At 57.6% G+C, this 15,755-nt stretch carries 13 protein-coding genes; 8 read left to right on the top strand and 5 right to left on the bottom strand.

Annotated elements, in window-relative coordinates; translation table 11 throughout:
• The first annotated feature begins 227 nt into the window (after nt 1-227).
• A complete protein-coding gene (gene rdfA / locus EGH21_RS17560) occupies nt 228-833 on the top strand; it encodes a rod-determining factor RdfA (protein ID WP_220619760.1) in 606 nt (201 codons plus the stop codon).
• Nucleotides 834-1,437: 604 nt separating this feature from the next.
• On the opposite strand, the gene EGH21_RS17555 is transcribed toward rdfA, so the two are convergent.
• Both EGH21_RS17555 and tnpA read right to left on the bottom strand, forming a co-directional pair.
• The gene (locus tag EGH21_RS17555) at nt 1,438-2,688 is read right to left on the bottom strand and encodes an RNA-guided endonuclease InsQ/TnpB family protein (RefSeq protein ID WP_220619759.1); all 1,251 of its coding nucleotides are present in this window, start codon (nt 2,686-2,688) and stop codon (nt 1,438-1,440) included.
• Between the two features lie 3 nt (nt 2,689-2,691).
• On the bottom strand, nt 2,692-3,096 hold the full coding sequence (gene tnpA, locus EGH21_RS17550) for an IS200/IS605 family transposase (RefSeq protein ID WP_220619758.1): 405 nt from the start codon (nt 3,094-3,096) through the stop codon (nt 2,692-2,694).
• Nucleotides 3,097-3,399: 303 nt separating this feature from the next.
• Between tnpA and EGH21_RS17545 the strand changes: the two genes are divergently transcribed.
• On the top strand, nt 3,400-4,149 hold the full coding sequence (locus EGH21_RS17545; protein ID WP_220619757.1) for a ferric reductase-like transmembrane domain-containing protein: 750 nt from the start codon (nt 3,400-3,402) through the stop codon (nt 4,147-4,149).
• Nucleotides 4,150-4,299: 150 nt separating this feature from the next.
• Here EGH21_RS17545 and EGH21_RS17540 read toward each other — a convergent pair whose 3' ends face one another.
• Entirely contained in the window at nt 4,300-5,529 is a 1,230-nt protein-coding gene (locus EGH21_RS17540) for an RNA-guided endonuclease InsQ/TnpB family protein (RefSeq protein WP_220619756.1), read from the bottom strand.
• Between the two features lie 222 nt (nt 5,530-5,751).
• Here EGH21_RS17540 and EGH21_RS17535 point away from each other — a divergent pair, with 222 nt between their 5' ends.
• The 3 genes from EGH21_RS17535 to EGH21_RS17525 are packed head-to-tail and all read left to right on the top strand — an operon-like array spanning nt 5,752 to nt 8,957.
• Nucleotides 5,752-6,456, top strand: a complete 705-nt coding sequence (locus EGH21_RS17535) for a metal-dependent transcriptional regulator (RefSeq protein ID WP_236035632.1) — start codon at nt 5,752-5,754, stop codon at nt 6,454-6,456.
• Nucleotides 6,456-7,721 carry a multicopper oxidase domain-containing protein gene (locus tag EGH21_RS17530; protein ID WP_220619755.1) on the top strand — a complete coding sequence of 422 codons (1,266 nt, stop codon included), beginning with the start codon at nt 6,456-6,458 and terminating at the stop codon, nt 7,719-7,721. The genes EGH21_RS17535 and EGH21_RS17530 overlap by 1 nt, the downstream gene beginning before the upstream one ends.
• The gene (locus EGH21_RS17525) at nt 7,722-8,957 is read left to right on the top strand and encodes a ZIP family metal transporter (RefSeq protein ID WP_220619754.1); all 1,236 of its coding nucleotides are present in this window, start codon (nt 7,722-7,724) and stop codon (nt 8,955-8,957) included. It begins immediately after the preceding gene.
• 5 nt (nt 8,958-8,962) lie between these two features.
• Here the strand turns inward: EGH21_RS17525 and EGH21_RS17520 are convergent, their stop codons facing one another.
• Together EGH21_RS17520 and EGH21_RS17515 are read right to left on the bottom strand one after the other, a co-directional pair.
• Complete coding sequence (locus EGH21_RS17520; RefSeq protein WP_220619753.1) at nt 8,963-11,380, bottom strand: DUF2298 domain-containing protein; 2,418 nt, start codon at nt 11,378-11,380, stop codon at nt 8,963-8,965.
• A 230-nt stretch (nt 11,381-11,610) separates the two neighbouring features.
• Entirely contained in the window at nt 11,611-12,312 is a 702-nt protein-coding gene (locus EGH21_RS17515) for a DUF7546 family protein (RefSeq protein ID WP_220619752.1), read from the bottom strand.
• Between the two features lie 213 nt (nt 12,313-12,525).
• Between EGH21_RS17515 and EGH21_RS17510 the strand changes: the two genes are divergently transcribed.
• The 3 genes from EGH21_RS17510 to EGH21_RS17500 all read left to right on the top strand — a co-directional run bounded on the left by EGH21_RS17510 (nt 12,526) and on the right by EGH21_RS17500 (nt 15,753).
• Nucleotides 12,526-12,762 carry a hypothetical protein gene (locus EGH21_RS17510; RefSeq protein ID WP_220619751.1) on the top strand — a complete coding sequence of 79 codons (237 nt, stop codon included), beginning with the start codon at nt 12,526-12,528 and terminating at the stop codon, nt 12,760-12,762.
• A 486-nt stretch (nt 12,763-13,248) separates the two neighbouring features.
• Complete coding sequence (locus EGH21_RS17505) at nt 13,249-14,001, top strand: hypothetical protein (protein ID WP_220619750.1); 753 nt, start codon at nt 13,249-13,251, stop codon at nt 13,999-14,001.
• 9 nt (nt 14,002-14,010) lie between these two features.
• On the top strand, nt 14,011-15,753 hold the full coding sequence (locus tag EGH21_RS17500; protein WP_220619749.1) for a carbamoyltransferase family protein: 1,743 nt from the start codon (nt 14,011-14,013) through the stop codon (nt 15,751-15,753).
• The last annotated feature ends 2 nt before the right edge of the window (nt 15,754-15,755 follow it).

Below are 15,755 nucleotides of genomic sequence, written 5' to 3'. Positions count from 1 at the left end.
ATATGTGTATTGGTGCTCCCTGCTCAGGAACCAATAATATTAGAAATTATATATGAAATATACATCCCCTGGGTACATGTTCGTCGTATGGCTGTATCGATCAATCCCACCATTTTTGCTTTCTCGGAGACTACAGCACCGATATAATGAGTCATCCAAAATGGCCGGTCGATCAACTCAGAACGAGTCTTCCCGGCGACGACGAGTCCGGGTCTCTGTAAGAAGGAATGCAACGCTTCAACGACTGTGGCTGCAAGGTCGACCGAAAAGCCGAGGAGTACGGGCTCACCGATTTGAACGAGGAACTCTACCACCGGCATCAAGAGCGAGGGGCCAGTCTTCGTGACCTCGAAGCATATGTGAACATGCGGATGTTAGACCGTGTATTAGAGGACACAGATATCGTTCTCCTCGACGGCGTCGAAAGTGTCTATCGCATACTGACAGGAGACGACGTGAGCGAAGGAAAACGCGCTGAAATCAGGAGCCGACTCGAACACGCCGGTATCGACGTCGACAAGCTGGAGAGTGATTTCGTAACGTACCAAACCGTTCGAAAGCATCTTCGAGAGGCACTTGACGTCGATACTGGGGCGCGAAAGACACTCGACGCGTCGGATGCTGACACCCGCATTCGCCGGCTGCAATCACGGAGTGAGGCGGTCATCGCCGAGACGCTCGAACAGCTCCGGAGAGGCGAGAAACTCAAGACCGGAAAACTGGATCTCGTCATGTCGGTGCGTGTGACCTGTGAGAACTGTGGTGATTCGTACAGGCTTCGAGAACTGCTCGACAGCGGGCGGTGCCGCTGTGGCGGCACTCTCTCACAATAATGGATATCGTTAGGCCCCGAAAACACAAACGTTCTCGTGATATTCCCCGGTAGGCAGGGGAGAAGCATACGATGGCGATTTCGATCAATTGGGGGCAATGATGATCGACGATGGCGAGAGAATACTGGATCTCATCGGAATCGTCCTCGTCGTCTTCATCCTCCTAGGCATCGGAATCCTCATTTTTGCTGCGATGAACCGCCATCACAACAATCTGCAGACGAGCCCGAAATTAACTGGACGCTCAACCGTATGAACGCCACACACGTTCAGATTACACACGACGGTGGTGAGCCAGTCTCCGCGTCGGAACTCATTGTAACGGTGGATGGAATCGAACGACGTGTAACGTGGTCCGGACTCATCAGGCAGGGTGATTCCGGCGTCGTTAGAGGAGACCGCCAACAAGTGGTCCGCCTCTACTGGACCGGCGGACCTGGAGATCGTTCGCTGCTAGCGAGTAAGCAGGTATAGCAGTGAACTCCCGCGCCCTACTCACTCCCTACGGTCGATCGTTGAGGATGGAGGCTTAGCATCTTCACCGCCATTGCGATATCAAATTGAGCCCCCACTTTAGTAGATACGATTAGTGAACTACCCTACTCTACTTGCTCACGGCTGACGCCGTTCGCTCCTTGTGGGTAGGGCTTCCTGTTTCCACGACGCGCTTTGCAGATACAGGTGAATCCACAGGGAGCGCAGTCTCCACAGGCGTTGCTTCGGAGTGTCCCACTCCTACAGCTTCGAGGCCGCGAGAAAGAATGTTCCACGCCGCGTTGGCGTCCCTGTCCGCCTCAAGCCCGCAGGCGGGACAGGCGTGTTCACGGACCCACAACGGCTTCTCCGTCGAGACGCTACAAGACGCGCACTCTGTGGTTGTTCCTCGGGGGTTCACGGCGACAAAGTGCGTTCCGTTGCGTTCGCACTTGTATTCGAGCAATGAGAGGAACGTTCGCCACGCGGCAGAGGCGGTGTTGCGGCTGTTCGACGACGATTCCATCATCCCCGTCACGTTCAGGTCTTCGACCGCTACGAGGTCGTACTCTCTCGCGTAGTAGTTCGAGAGTTTGTGCAAGAAGTCGCGGCGCTTCCGTCGGAGGTCGGCGTGACACTCCGCGATCCGACGCCGTTGTTTCTCGTAGTTGGCAGAGCCGTGTTGCTTCCGCGAGAGCTTCCGTTGCTCACGCTCCAAACGTTCTCGTTCGGTGGAGAGGTCGAGTGACCTGACCGCCGTGCCGTCGGTGTCGTGGGCGTACTTGAGAATCCCTACGTCGATTCCGACGCACTTCTCGGGTTTCTCGGGTTTCTCGGGTGGTTCGGGCGGTTCGCTGTCCATTTCGATGCCGAAGGTGGCGAACCACTCGCCCGTCGGCTCCTTTTTGAGTGTGACCTGCTTGAGTTGGGCGTCGTTGGGGATGGGTCGGTGAAGCCGGATCGGTATGTTCGCGAGTTTCGAGAGGGACAGGACAGTCTGGCCGCCCTTCTTGTCGAGCTTGAAGCCAGACTGACTGTAGGTGAAACTGCGGAACTCGCGTGGTGGCTTCCACTTGAGTTGGCCGACGCCGTAGCCGTTCTCCTTGAGTTTGGAGAGGCCTTTGAGGTTGTCGAACAGACGTTCCACGACGGTTTGGAGAACCTTCGAGTACACGTCCGAGAGGCCGTCCCACCACTTCTTGAGGTCGGGGAGCTCCGACCGCAGGGTGGTCATGGACGGCAGTTTGCCGTGTTCGTTTTGGTGCTCGTTGAGGCGGTAGAGCGTGTGGTTGTACAGTTGCCTACAAATGTCTCGGTGGCGGTCCAACTCCTCGTGGTGGGCGTCGGACGGCTTGAGACGGTACTTGTAGGCGTAGTACATCTGTTACTCTCGTTGGTTCTCGACGTACTGTTTCAGCACATCCAGCGACACCTGCCCCGTCGAGATGAGGCAGTAGGAGTCGTTCCAGAACGAGTCGCCCCACAGTTCGGTCTTCAGTTCATCCTCGTACTCGTTGCGGATACGGCGAGCGGTCGCGCCCTTGACCGTGTTGATGAACTTCACGAGGTCTGTGGTTGGCTTCGCTCGGAACAGGATGTGTACGTGGTCGTCCTCGCCGTCGAGGTTCGTCAGTTCGACACCGTAGTTGTCCGTGAACCCGCTGATGACCCCGTGAATGAATTGGGTTCGCTCCTCGGTTAGCACTCCGCGTCGATACTTCGTGGTGAGTATCAGGTGATAGTGCAGGGAAAACGTCGAGTGCGCTCCCGAATCGAGGTCGTATTCCATTGGGTTCAGTCAATACTATGCTACCCTATTACAAAAACATTGCAACTGCGTGGGTCTGTAGGACTGTCACCGAATCGTGTATGAGAACTGTCCGGCGCTGTATCCCCTCCCTGCTCGCGCCTTCCCTTCGCTGAAAGTAGGCGCTCGCTGAGGAAGGGGGCTTAGCGCCTACTTTCAGCTAATCCATTTTGCAAGGCCAATTATACGGCATATAGCTTCACAGACGCCATCTTCGGCGGCACGCCATTAACCCACTCTCAAAAGGCTTATTTCACCGATCGATAAATTGGGATCGACCGGATCATGGGTACAGAAGCAGCACAAGCAGACGAGAGTCGGACAGTATCAGCCTCACGCACCCAAGTCATATATCAACACCTTGGTGTCGCTATAATTACTATTTTTCTTATATATTTCGCTCTGCTTGGCCACAGCGAGTGGTCGTCCGATATGCGGTTCTGGCGTGCATTGGGGGACGCATCATTCATTTTGCTTGCGATGGCTCTCGCGATTGGACCCCTCGTCGAACTTCGGCGGCAGGCGACATCCCTGTTAAAATGGCGACGTCCGTTGGGGATTTGGTTCGCGCTCACAGCCACCATCCACGGTTACCTCGTGTGGGATGGATGGGCACGGTGGTCCGTGAGACGCTTCCTCGGGTTTGAGGATCTCTCTGCAGTCGGCATCGAAGAACTCGTCCTGACGAACCCAGGATTTGGGCTTGCCAACCTCATCGGTACCGTTGCCCTCATTCTGGCTCTTGTCCTTGCCGCTATCTCGTCCGACCGGGCGATGCACGCGTTAGGGTATCAGCAATGGAAGTACGTCCAGCGATTAGCGTATGTGATTTTCTATCTCGCCGGTCTCCACGCAGCGTATTTTATTTTCCTCCACTATGAGCTCAGCCTCCGTAACCTCGTCTTCCAGAACCCACCCCCGTCAGACCCAAACTGGTTCCGCTTCTACTTCGTGGGTCTCGTGGTCATTGTCCTTGCACTACAATGGGGTGCGTTCGCAAAACGGGTCGTGAAGCATCGGCAAACCCTGGGCTAATGTGAGATCTACACTCAGTTCACGGTGATGGGTGGAGGATGTCTTTTGAATGTTGGATGCCCCTTAATTATACCAAATTCGGCGTTCGGGCAAACAACGACGGCGCTGTGCGCAGGTAGTGGTCCGAAAGGGCTAGTAAGCTACCAGGACCTAAAGGCCGTGGCATTCAGCATGGACTCCCACTCTAACCGAACCCGGTACGGGAACAACCCCGTTCGTGTTCAGCATCCCGCTGTTCAAGCGCACGCCTACGGGTGCGCCTCCCTCGGTTCCAGTTTGGCTCCGAAGGAGCTTCAGACCGATGTTCTTCGCCGCGTTGTAGTCTGCGTGGTTCTCGTACCCACAGTCCTGACAGCAGAACGACTCCTGCGTCTGCCGGTTGTCCTCGTGCGTGAACCCGCATGTCGAACACCGCTGGCTCGTGTACTGTGGATTCACGAACCGGACGGTGATACCGCGAACTTCGGCCTTGTACTTGACGTAGCCCGTGAGCCGTCGGAACGCCCAGAGGTGGTGCCAGTTCGCGTGTGGCAGCCGCTTGCGGATGTTCGTAAGCTGTTCGAAGGCGATGTACGAACAACCCGTCTCGACGGCCTCTACGACTACCTCGTTGGCAACACGGTGGAGCAGCTGCTCGAACCGGCCGGTCTCCGTCCGACCGACCGACTGGATATTCTCGTTCGCCCACCGCGTTCCACACTGCGCGAGCGACCCACGACGCTTCTCGTACTCGCGGTGCCAGTGGGTGAACTCGTCCGCACTCCAGAACGTCCCCGTCGACGTGACGGCGATATTCTCGACCCCGAGGTCGACACCGAGAACCGTTCCGTTCTCGGGGCGGTCGGGGACGTCCACATCCGCCTTTGTTCGGATGTGGAGGTAGAACTCACCCTCGCGTTCGTGGAGGGTGGCACCGGTCGTCTCGTAGTCGTCGTTCAGGAGGTACTGCGAGTGGGGCGTGTCGCGGTTCTCGTCGGGGAAGACGTACTCGACGGTGACGCGCCCATCGACAGTCGAGAGCGTGGCGTGGTCGTCGTAGAACGTCGCGTTGCGCTGGTTGTACTCACAGAACGGCGTGGTGAACGCCGGGAGCGAGGCGTACTCTCCCCGCTTCCACTTCGCCACGACGCTCTTGAGCGCGTCCACAGCGCGGTCTCGTGCCGATTGGACGTGGTTGCTGTGGAGGTCGGTTCGGTCGCGGATGGCAGAGTAGGTCTCGTCGTGGAGGACAGACTTGCGCGTCTCGACCCATTCACCGTCCTGGGCTACGTCCACGACGTAGTCAGCAGCGTTGAGGAACTGCCGTATCGTTTCGTGGAGGAGGTTCGCGTCGGCACTCTCCACGTCGAGTTTGACGGGGACGGTCCGGCGGACCTCCATACCATCACAAGACAGACAATGTACTTGAATGTTAATACAGGGATGGGGAGTCGGCTAGCCATCGACGGAGAACAGTCACACCACCATGTCGGTTTCCTCCTGAGCCTGAAGGCGCAGGTATCCACCTTGAGATCCCTATGAATGTCTCTCTGATAAGTAGACACAAGGACTACCTGGTATTCGAGTCGGCAATTTTATTTATTAGCTCCATCTAAACCAGATATGCTCACCAACGTGATGGAGGATTACCTCAAAGCCATTTACGAGCTTCAGGATGCCGACCAGGAGCTCGTCTCGACCTCCGAAATCGCGTCACAGCTCTCGGTCAAGCCCCCGACAGTGACGACCATGACAAAGAAACTCGCCGAGCGCGGACTCGTCGAACGTGAAGCATACAACGGAGTGAGGCTCACCGATGAAGGCGAGACCGTCGCCATCGAAGTAATTCGCCATCATCGTCTACTCGAAGCCTATCTCGTCGAACAGTTAGGCTACGACTGGGCCGAGGTTCACGAGGAAGCGGACGTACTCGAGCACCACATTAGCGAGACGCTTGAACAACGACTCGCGGAGGCGCTGGATGAGACAACTGTTGACCCGCATGGCGCACCGATCCCGAGCGAAACGCTCGCTCTCGCCTCCCGTTCCGACACGTATTTGAGCGAATGTGAAGACGGAGCGCATCTCGTCGTCGTTGAAGTGAGCGACCGCGATCCTGAACAGTTAGCGTATCTCGACGAAGCCGGAATCACGCCGGGGACCAATCTGGTCGTCACCGAGATTGCCCCGATCGATCTGATCACTGTTCAACCACAACCCGACGACACACCGGTCTCGCTTCCGATGGACGTCGCCCGGACGATTCGTGTCCGCGAACTGAATGACGAACCGGAACAGGCCGCCACCAACGCCAGAGGGGGTGCGTGATGCCCTCACTCGATTACACCCGGGCCGCGGATTACACGGAGGCGCTAGAGGCTCGACTTGTCGACCACCTCGATACAGCATTCCCCGTGAGCAGACGTAGCGTACTTGGGGGATTAGGGCTGGCTGGTAGCGCTGCCCTCACCGGTCTCGGTGGCTCGGCTATGGGACAGGGCGCTGGTAGTGATGATGACGACAGTGGGTTTGGAGCGCGCGGCGAGTACGAGAACACCAGGTTTGACCCGCACGAGTTTCTCACCCAATTCAACACCGGGCGGGACGGCCAGGACAACGTTCCCCAACGCGTGTTCGAGGAAAACGGCCAGACGGTGCGTGAGTTCGAGTTCACGGCCGTCGATACGGCCGTCGAGATCGCCCCCGGCGTCGAATTCTCGGCGTGGACATACAACGGGCAGGTACCCGGGCCGACGCTCCGTGTAACCGAGGGTGACCTCGTCCGGATTAGATTCACCAACGGCTCATCGAACCCGCATACCATCCATCCGCACCTGCGGAACCTCCGCCCCGAAATGGACGGCATTCCGCAGAACGGTCCCGGCGAACTCGATACTGGCGAGTCGTTCACGTACGAGTGGCAGGCCAACCCGATGGGTGTCCACCTGTATCACTGCCACTCATCGCCGCTCAAAGAGCACGTTCACCGTGGCCTCTATGGGGCAATCATCGTCGACCCGGACCCTGAGCGGGTCAGAGAACACCCTGAGGAGTACGTCCCATACCACCCGAGTCAGATCACCGACGCGCTACGTGAGGACCTCGTAGAGACGGCCAAACGTCGCAACTACGAGTTCATCCAGCGCAACGACTACGATCTCAACGAGCTGGTGATGGTGATGAACGGGTTCGACACGAACTTCGACGTCGACAACGAGGTGTACGCAGTGAACACCCGGGCCTTCGCATACGGCGTTGGTCGGACCGACGGCAACGGGAACTGGCAAGCTGGCGAGACGAAACGCCCGATACAGATCGACCGGAACGACCGCCAGCGGATCTATCTCGTGAACGCTACCGAGTTCGATCCCATCAACTCGCTGCACACCCACTCACAGTTCTACGATTACTACGACCACGGGACGACGCTTACGCCGACACATCAGACCATCGATACGGTGATGCAGTGTCAGGCCCAGCGTGGCATTCTCGAACTCGACTACTCCAATCACGAGCCGGGACTGTACATGTTCCACGCCCACCAGTCGGAGTTCGCCGAACTCGGCTGGATGAGCTTCTTCGAGGTGGTCTAAATGAGCGATGAGCGATCCGAACCAAATGGCGGTGTCACCGTCGAGGAGGGTCAAACCTTCGGCCTTCCGCGGTGGGTCCTCGCCCTGCTACCGGTCGTGTTGCTTGCGATCGTGTTGGGGCTGTTCCTCGTCGGAAATCCCTTTGCGGCCCTCGGCACAGGTGGCGAACCTCTCCCCGACGTGACAATCTCGTACACGACACTTCCGGATCAGGGAACGATCCTCGTCCACGTCACGAACAACGGCCCCAATGCGGTAACGGTCTCGCAGGTGCTGGTCAACGACGCGTACTGGAACTTTGGGGTAAGTGGTGGCGACCGGACGCTCGCACCGTTGGAGAGCGCGACTATCGAAATTCCGTATCGCTGGAATCCCGGCTGGGACCTCGACGTTACGCTGGTCCTCTCGGACGGACCAACGGTCAGCCACACGATCGTCGCACCCTCCACGTCGCCCGGGGTGACTGGCACCATCCTCGGGACGCTCGCGGTCGTCGGACTGTTCGTCGGTATCATCCCTGTCGCCTTGGGAATCCTCTGGTTCCCGTATCTCCGCTCGCTCTCGGAGCACTGGTTGCACGCCGTGATCGTGTTTGCCGCCGGAGTCCTGGCGTTTCTGGCCTTCGACGCGACGTTTGACGCGATCGAACTCCTCGAGCGAGTCCCGGGTGCGTTCGAAGGAAGTCTGCTCTTCGTCCTCGGCGTCGTCGGCGCATTCTTCGCCGTGCAGGCGATCAGTTCGTGGCGCGAACAGAAAGCGGCGGCTGGGAGCGAACGGGCGAGCAGCGGGCTCTGGGTCGCCTATCTGGTAGCCATCAGTATCGGCCTGCATAACCTCGCGGAGGGGCTCGCTATCGGGAGCGCGTTCGCTCTCGGTCGGGTGGCGCTCGGAACGTTCCTCGTCATCGGGTTCATGATTCACAACGTGACCGAAGGGCCAGCGATCGTCGGTCCGGTTGCCCGGGGGGAGCGGCCCGCGTTGAAACACTTTGTTGCGTTCGGCGTGCTTGCGGGCGGGCCAGTGATTCCGGGTGCCTGGATCGGTAGCTACGCGTTCTCACCGACGCTCGGGACGTTCTTCCTCGCGATCGGTGTCGGTGCGATTCTACAGGTCGTCTGGGAGCTAACGAAGATGGCTCAAGGCGACACTGGGCGGGCGGCGACGCCGCTGAACCTCGGGGCGTTCCTCGTCGGGTTCGTCTTCATGTACGTGACGGGGCTGTTCGTCACCGTCTGACCCACTCAAGGATTCTTCGAGAGGAACGCTCGGAGCTGTTTCGAATCCTCCATCGAAGGGTTCAACAACTGCGTCTCCTCCACAGCGTAGATCGTTACGGCCTCGTTCTCGAAGGCTACGGTGAAAACCGAGCGATCAAACGAGCGGAGTTCGTCGCCATATCGCTCCCGTTCGTTCGGTCCGACGTAGACGTACTGGACCTCGTAGCGATCCAGATACTGCGCAGCGTCTGTCCATTCACCAGTGTAAATCTCGTCCACAGCAGTAACTCGGCGTGTGTATGCCTCGGGGCTCCGGTACTCCTCTTGGTGATCCCAACCAATGACTGACGGCAGACCGGTGAACGTCGAGGCGGGACTTGTCCATTGATACGAAGGCCCAGGCGCCTCAACGATAGTCGGGGTCCCCGGTCGGTCGTCGAGCCAATCGATGGCCGTTGCTTGTGCGGGACGCCGTTGTTCGAGGTCGGCTCGCCCATCCAGTGTGGGGTCGTAGTCTCCCTCAACGGCGTCTCTTGCAACCTCTTGATTAAGAGCCATGACCGGAAAGGCGAGACTCGCGAGGACGACCATCGTAACGAGGGCGATGGTTGCGCTCGAAGCGAGTGCAACACGCCAACTCGTCAGCGTGCCATCTCCAGCGAGGGCACTGTTCGGGACCCTGAAGTCGGAAAGTCGATCCCAGCTTCGCGTCACCAGAATCGCGGCTGCTGCACCACCTCCAGCAGCTCCGAGCGTCCAGCCCTGCACGGCGACCTTTAGCGACGTGTTCCAGCGGGGGTTACCGATTTGCGGCAACCGTGCATAGACCAGCTCGAACGACAGGAGAAGACCGGCACCCGCGATGAGCAAGATCAGCGCGAAGTCCCCCCGACCCGAGCGTACCAGCAGCCATCCGCCAAGCAGGAGTGGCCCGGTCACCGCGAGAACGGCGAAGTCGAGCCACACAACTGTCCCGACCATCGTGACAAGGAGCGCGAGAATCCCCAGTGTGAGACTTCGCCGGTTGGTTCCTTCGATGATGGGCCAGCCACGTGTGATGCCGTACGCTGCGAACAGCGCAAACAGGCCAGCGTAAATGACGAGAAACGGTCCCAGTGGACTGCGTGGGGGAAAGATCCCGATGCCGTTGTTCGTCGGCACGTCACCAAACAGCAGGAACGGCGAGGCGATAGTGATGGAGATGAGGAGAACGATGACGGCGCCGACTCCGGCCAGGAGAAGTCGCCAAAGCTCCGCAATCAGCCACCCAGGACGTGTGTCGGTATTACCAATATCAATGTGGAGCCGATCCGCATAGCGTTCGGGCAACAACGTGGCCGGATGTGCCTCGGCCGCCCCAACCGTGAGTACCGTTAGGCCGCCGACCGTCGGGAGGGCCCAGGTATTCATGAAGCCGAAGACGCCACCGATAGCTCCCAAGCCGCCGAACAGGATCGTAGCACGTCGCCGGCGCGCGTTCTTCGGTGCCGTGTAGTAAGCGTAGGCAACTGCACCGGCGAATAGAACGTAGCCGGTTGAGAGCGTTTGTCCGTGGAGATCACCTTTGACGAACGAGTAGAGCGGGACTTCCTGGAGAGTACCGGGAACCACGTATCGGGTGTACCACCACGACCATTCGGAGGGGGTTGCGAGTTCGGCGATTGTCCGGCTCAAGGCCCCGTTGTTGAAGCGGGTGGCGACAAATCCGAAGGCAGCCGGAGAAACCACGTCAGCGACGCCGTCGGGGAGGTATGGCGTCAGTAGACGAGTAGCCGTCGTCGTTCCGCCCCCGACCGCAACGAAGAACGTCCCTAGGGCACCACCGAATCGATGGGAGTATCCCCTGTTCTCGACTATCGCACCAGTGAGTCCGTACGCGACAACGAACATCACACCATAGAACGTCGCAATCCCTAAGTTGAACCCGTATCGCAGTTTGGTCCCAGTTAGCATCGAAAAGCTAGTAACCTGGAGCTGACCCCCGTAGTAGTACTTGAGTGGCTCGCCGGCATACCAGAAGTCCTCCGGTGGGAGGCCAGGGGCCCGTTCGAGCGACTTCACCAATCCGAAGTGAAGGAACTGCTCGCCGCCGGCCGGCGTGATACTCGGGCTTGCTGCGCGAACCACGACGAGGATTGAAAACCCCACGATGAAAACGCCGTACATCACAGCGACTGAGTCCCATTTTGGTTGGCCACCGAGCCGGTGAGCGATGAACGCGCCAGCAATCAGCACGACGATGCCGATGAGAATCGTGTGAAGCCCAAAGGTGAGCTGTCCGATCCAAAAAACGACGATAGCGAAGGGAATCAGCGCTGTGGGCAATGAGAACGCCGCGCCTCTGCGTGGAAATTCACGAAAGACTAACGCGGCAATCGGCGCACCGAGCGAGGTGAATACCGCGAGCATCAAGAGGTATCTCAGGACGAGGAGGAACTCCACGGTAGCTAGTCGATTTACGTTCGCCCGTAAGTGCTTTTTGTGTCATAATATAGGGAAGTTCGGGTGAACATGACGGCCCACAACCAGCTCTGGGGGTCGTGAGCACATGGACGAATGTAGCTATCCTTGGATGTGAATGCTCGATCAGTGTGGCACAATTACCGGTAGCGAACGACAGGGGAAACGACAACGTTGTTATTCTCAGAGAGGGGCTCAAGCTGTGGTGTCGATCAGGAAGACAGATGCCGAATCCGCGCCGATAGAACCGCTTCGACTTCAGCACTCCAGTACAGCAGAGCGACCGTGAGCAAGAAGACGACCGTCGACAGGTCCCACGACAGCTGTGTGACCGCACTGAACGCTGACGCGCCGAACAACGGCATGAGAATCGAAAACGTACAGCCAACGCAAGAGACGAGGCCGAACACGCCCGAAAGGACCCCTTTCGTGGCGTCAAGCAATCGAGCGTAGAGGAGATACGCGAACGAGAGATAGCCGGCGGCCTTGAACGGGACGGCCACTGTCTGAAGCCACGGGTTGCGAAAGACCACGACAGGACCCCACCCGGGGAGTGCCCACGAAATACGGAACTCGGTTCCGGGTCCGAGCGGCGTGAAGACGCCGAATCGAACCAGACCCCCGAGGTACAACAGCACAAGCAGATAGATGCCAGTCGCTCCTAGGGCAAGAGTTTGGATGCGCCAGCTTCGGTCTGAGAGTTCCGTTCGTGACACCGCAAGGAGCCCAACGTTGATCCAAATGAATGGGTACACCGCATACCGAGGCTCTGTAATCGTCGTCGACGTCATGCCCACGTACGTGAGAACGGCGAGAAACTCCGCGAGCAGGATCGCACTCCAGACCGCCACGTCACGCTCATTGATATCGAATCGAGTGCCGAGTGTTCGCAGGCCAGTCGCGAGTTCGCCCATGGTTGGGGGGTCCGTGTTTGGTACATCAGATTGGCAGGCTCATAAGCGTTGATGACAGTCCATGTTCAGTTGTGGAGTGAATGAAGAAGATTTCCTTCGAGTACAGAGAACAGAATACTGGCCTGCGTTTCCTGGTTACTAAACAGAGCCCCGATCGTCAACTCGTTGTGAATACACACACGGACAAGCATCATTCTCGGACCGACGATGGGTTTGCAAGACGATGGAGGTGATGATAATGAAATGGACGATACCCGTCAGAAGCTTATCGGCATAGTGTGGCTTCTCCTTGCTGCCACAAGTGCTATTGAGGTGTATCTTGGCGGATTAGACTCCCTCTCATTACTCCAAGGAATGGCTGCCCTATTCGGAGGATTCGCTCTGGCTGTTGGACTACTATATCTCACCGGCCTCATTACGCTCATGGACACTCGTACTAAGCATCCGTGAGGCAATAACGAGAAGATCTCTCGGTTGTGAACCGACCAGGTCGACAGATTTAATCCCTGCTCAACTGCTTGATCGTGGCTGGAGATTATCATTATCTCTCCCAATCGGTTGAAACTACCAATCGTGTGTTCTGCGTCCCAACACGGTGCTTATACACTGTATAAGTAAGGTGGATCCTCGCTTACGTGCCGATGCATGCCTAGTAGTAAGTGGTCTCGGCGTCAGTTGTTACGCTTTGCTGGAGTTCCAATTGTAGGTGGGCTCGCTGGCTGTGCGAGCGGTTCTGATGGAGCCAATACCCCGCCGACTTCGACACGGACGAGTACGAATACCCCATCGCCCACGGCCAGAACCACTACGACTACCACAGAGGAACCGACACCGACTGAAGAATCGACGACCACGGAAGAAGCGTCAAAGGATGCACCGGGCTATAAGGACTCGCACTGGCACGGTCGCCTCTTCTTCGAGATTGATGGTACGTTGGTGGACTTCGATCAGCAGCGGTACTACCTCGACACTATCGAAAAGAAGCATCCGGAGACGGTCTACTTCCACTTTCACGACTCGGCTCACGGACCGAACGAGTGGAGCAACGAGAAGAAAGTCATCACGTTCGCCCGTGCGCTCAACCTCTTGCCCGGAATCAGTTACTCTCAAGATGGGCGTGGTGAGCCCGTCATCACGTACGAGGGGACGACGTACCGGACGACAGACAGCGGCGTAACGATCGATATCCATGAAGGGACTCGAACGATCGATCCAACGACGTACGAGGTCCAACATAACGACAACTTCTGGGTGCGAATTACTACGAAGAGTGCGACTGCCACTACTTCGGGAGATAATACTCGCACAGGCAAGCTCGTGTTCGACGTCAATAACCGGCGGCTGAACTTTGAAGGGAGCAACTACGAGCAAGCGGGTACAGAACAGTTTCAGTTTCGTGACGACGACAACCCATACACGTGGTTCAACACCGGTGAGCCAGTCACACTCGCAACCGCGCTCAATACGATTCCATCGATTGAGTACTCACAGGAATCTAAGAAAGGCCACGTGATTCAATATGATGCGGGCGAAAAGTTCGGTGGAACCTACCGTTCCAGTACGGGCGGAACGGAGATCATCATCCGGCAACGCACGGCTGACGTGAACCCAGAGCAGTACCAGCTACGGAATGGTGACCTCATCTGGGTATACGTGCATACTGACCAGGCACCTGATAACGAACACTAATCAAATCCCATGTCGACGCACACACTCTCGTTCAAACCCGCAATTGGGTTGTACGGCCAACACGACCCGAGCGCTGCCCTCTTCGAAGATGGGACCCTCATCTTCGCCATCGAAGAGGAGCGATTAACCCGAGACAAGCACGCCCCGAACACATTTCCAGAAGAGGCCATTCGGGCCTGTCTTGACTACCGTAACCTCGAACTGAGTGACCTCTCACGGATACTCCTCCCATACGATCCGTCGCTTCAGTCGGAAATTTTGGACCACTACCTGCTTGATACGGTTCGTCTTGACGGTCTCGGCCCGAAGTTGAGCCATCTCGAGTGGACAGTCAAATCCCAATTACAGGCGCAGTTCTTCCCCACTAAACAGATCGAGAACCGATTGCGGACGATCGGCACACCTATCCCCCCCGTTGAAACACGCCCGCACCACGCGTGTCACGCCGCGAGTGCGTTCCAGCCGTCGGGATTCGACGAAGCCCTCGTCCTCACCATCGACGCGAAGGGCGAATACGATGCAACCGTTGTCTGGCGTGGTGACGAATCTGGACTCGAACGGATCCGGACGTACGACCACCCGAATAGCCTAGGGTTGTTCTACGCCGTCGTTACGGAGTACCTCGGTTATCGGATGTTCAACGGTGAGGGCAAAGTAATGGGACTAGCCCCCTATGGCAACGAGAATCCAGAGATCGAGTCCGTTCTTCGTGAGGTCATCGAAACGGGGTGTGAATACGACGTTACCTCGTTGACACAGCGCTGGGGCGCGGGATACGGAGTGGGACGACTAGAGGAACTGTTCGATCGGCCGCGGAACGAGACGCCCGGCGATTTCGATCAGTGGGAGAAGGATTTCGCCTACACTGCGCAGAAACTACTCGAAGAAACCGTGCTGGATATCGTCGAGACCTACACTGACCACCTCGGGACGTCCAATGTGGCGCTTGCTGGTGGTGTGATGCTCAACTGCAAACTGAACAAGCAAATTCGAGAGTCAGAAGCCGTCGAGAACGTCTTTATCCAACCAGTCGCACACGACGCCGGGTTACCGCTCGGTGCAGGGTGGCTGGAGCAAAACCCCCGAGACGTGCCAGAGATGACCACAGTGTACCTCGGACCCGAGTACACCACCGATGAGATCGTAGACCTACTGGAAACGAACAAGATTGATTTCTCGCAACCGCTCGATCTCGAGCGATATACAGCTGAACGACTCGCAGATGGGGCACTCGTCGGCTGGTTCCAGGGTCGACTCGAATTGGGGCCCCGTGCCCTGGGAGGTCGAAGTATCCTCGCGGATCCCCGATCGGTCGACTCTCGTGATCGGGTGAATCGCTTCGTCAAGCATCGTGAGGGATGGCGACCATTCGCCCCCTCGATGTTGGAGAAGGCAGTCGACGAGTATTTTGTTGATGCGACGGCGTCACCATTTATGATCGACACATTCGATGTTAGAGAGGAGAAACAGAAGGAGATAGCTGCAGTGCTCCACCCGGCCGATCATACGACCCGCCCACAGACTGTTCGCGAGGATCAACATCCGCGATACTATCGATTGATCTCAGAATTCGAGAGCCTCACCGGAGTTCCTGTGGTGTTGAACACGTCGTTTAACGACCACGGGGAGCCGATCGTGAACACTCCAACCGAGGCGCTCAAGGACTTCTTCGGGATGGGGCTTGACGTGCTCGTGCTCGAGGACGTCGTTATCGAAAAACAGGGCTCTGGTGAATCGCCATACAGCGGTTGATT

The sequence above is a fragment of the Haloarcula rubra genome, from assembly GCF_019599465.1.
GTDB lineage: Archaea > Halobacteriota > Halobacteria > Halobacteriales > Haloarculaceae > Haloarcula > Haloarcula rubra.
This window is presented reverse-complemented; position numbering and strand designations above follow the sequence as displayed.

Coding starts and splice junctions, on each gene's coding strand:
- EGH21_RS17515 (WP_220619752.1), bottom strand. CDS start 12,312: ATGGGCGAACTCGCGACTGGCCTGCGAACACTCGGCACTCGATTCGAT.
- tnpA (WP_220619758.1), bottom strand. CDS start 3,096: ATGGAATACGACCTCGATTCGGGAGCGCACTCGACGTTTTCCCTGCAC.
- EGH21_RS17525 (WP_220619754.1), top strand. CDS start 7,722: ATGAGCGATGAGCGATCCGAACCAAATGGCGGTGTCACCGTCGAGGAG.
- EGH21_RS17540 (WP_220619756.1), bottom strand. CDS start 5,529: ATGGAGGTCCGCCGGACCGTCCCCGTCAAACTCGACGTGGAGAGTGCC.
- EGH21_RS17500 (WP_220619749.1), top strand. CDS start 14,011: ATGTCGACGCACACACTCTCGTTCAAACCCGCAATTGGGTTGTACGGC.
- rdfA (WP_220619760.1), top strand. CDS start 228: ATGCAACGCTTCAACGACTGTGGCTGCAAGGTCGACCGAAAAGCCGAG.
- EGH21_RS17545 (WP_220619757.1), top strand. CDS start 3,400: ATGGGTACAGAAGCAGCACAAGCAGACGAGAGTCGGACAGTATCAGCC.
- EGH21_RS17535 (WP_236035632.1), top strand. CDS start 5,752: ATGCTCACCAACGTGATGGAGGATTACCTCAAAGCCATTTACGAGCTT.
- EGH21_RS17555 (WP_220619759.1), bottom strand. CDS start 2,688: ATGTACTACGCCTACAAGTACCGTCTCAAGCCGTCCGACGCCCACCAC.
- EGH21_RS17530 (WP_220619755.1), top strand. CDS start 6,456: ATGCCCTCACTCGATTACACCCGGGCCGCGGATTACACGGAGGCGCTA.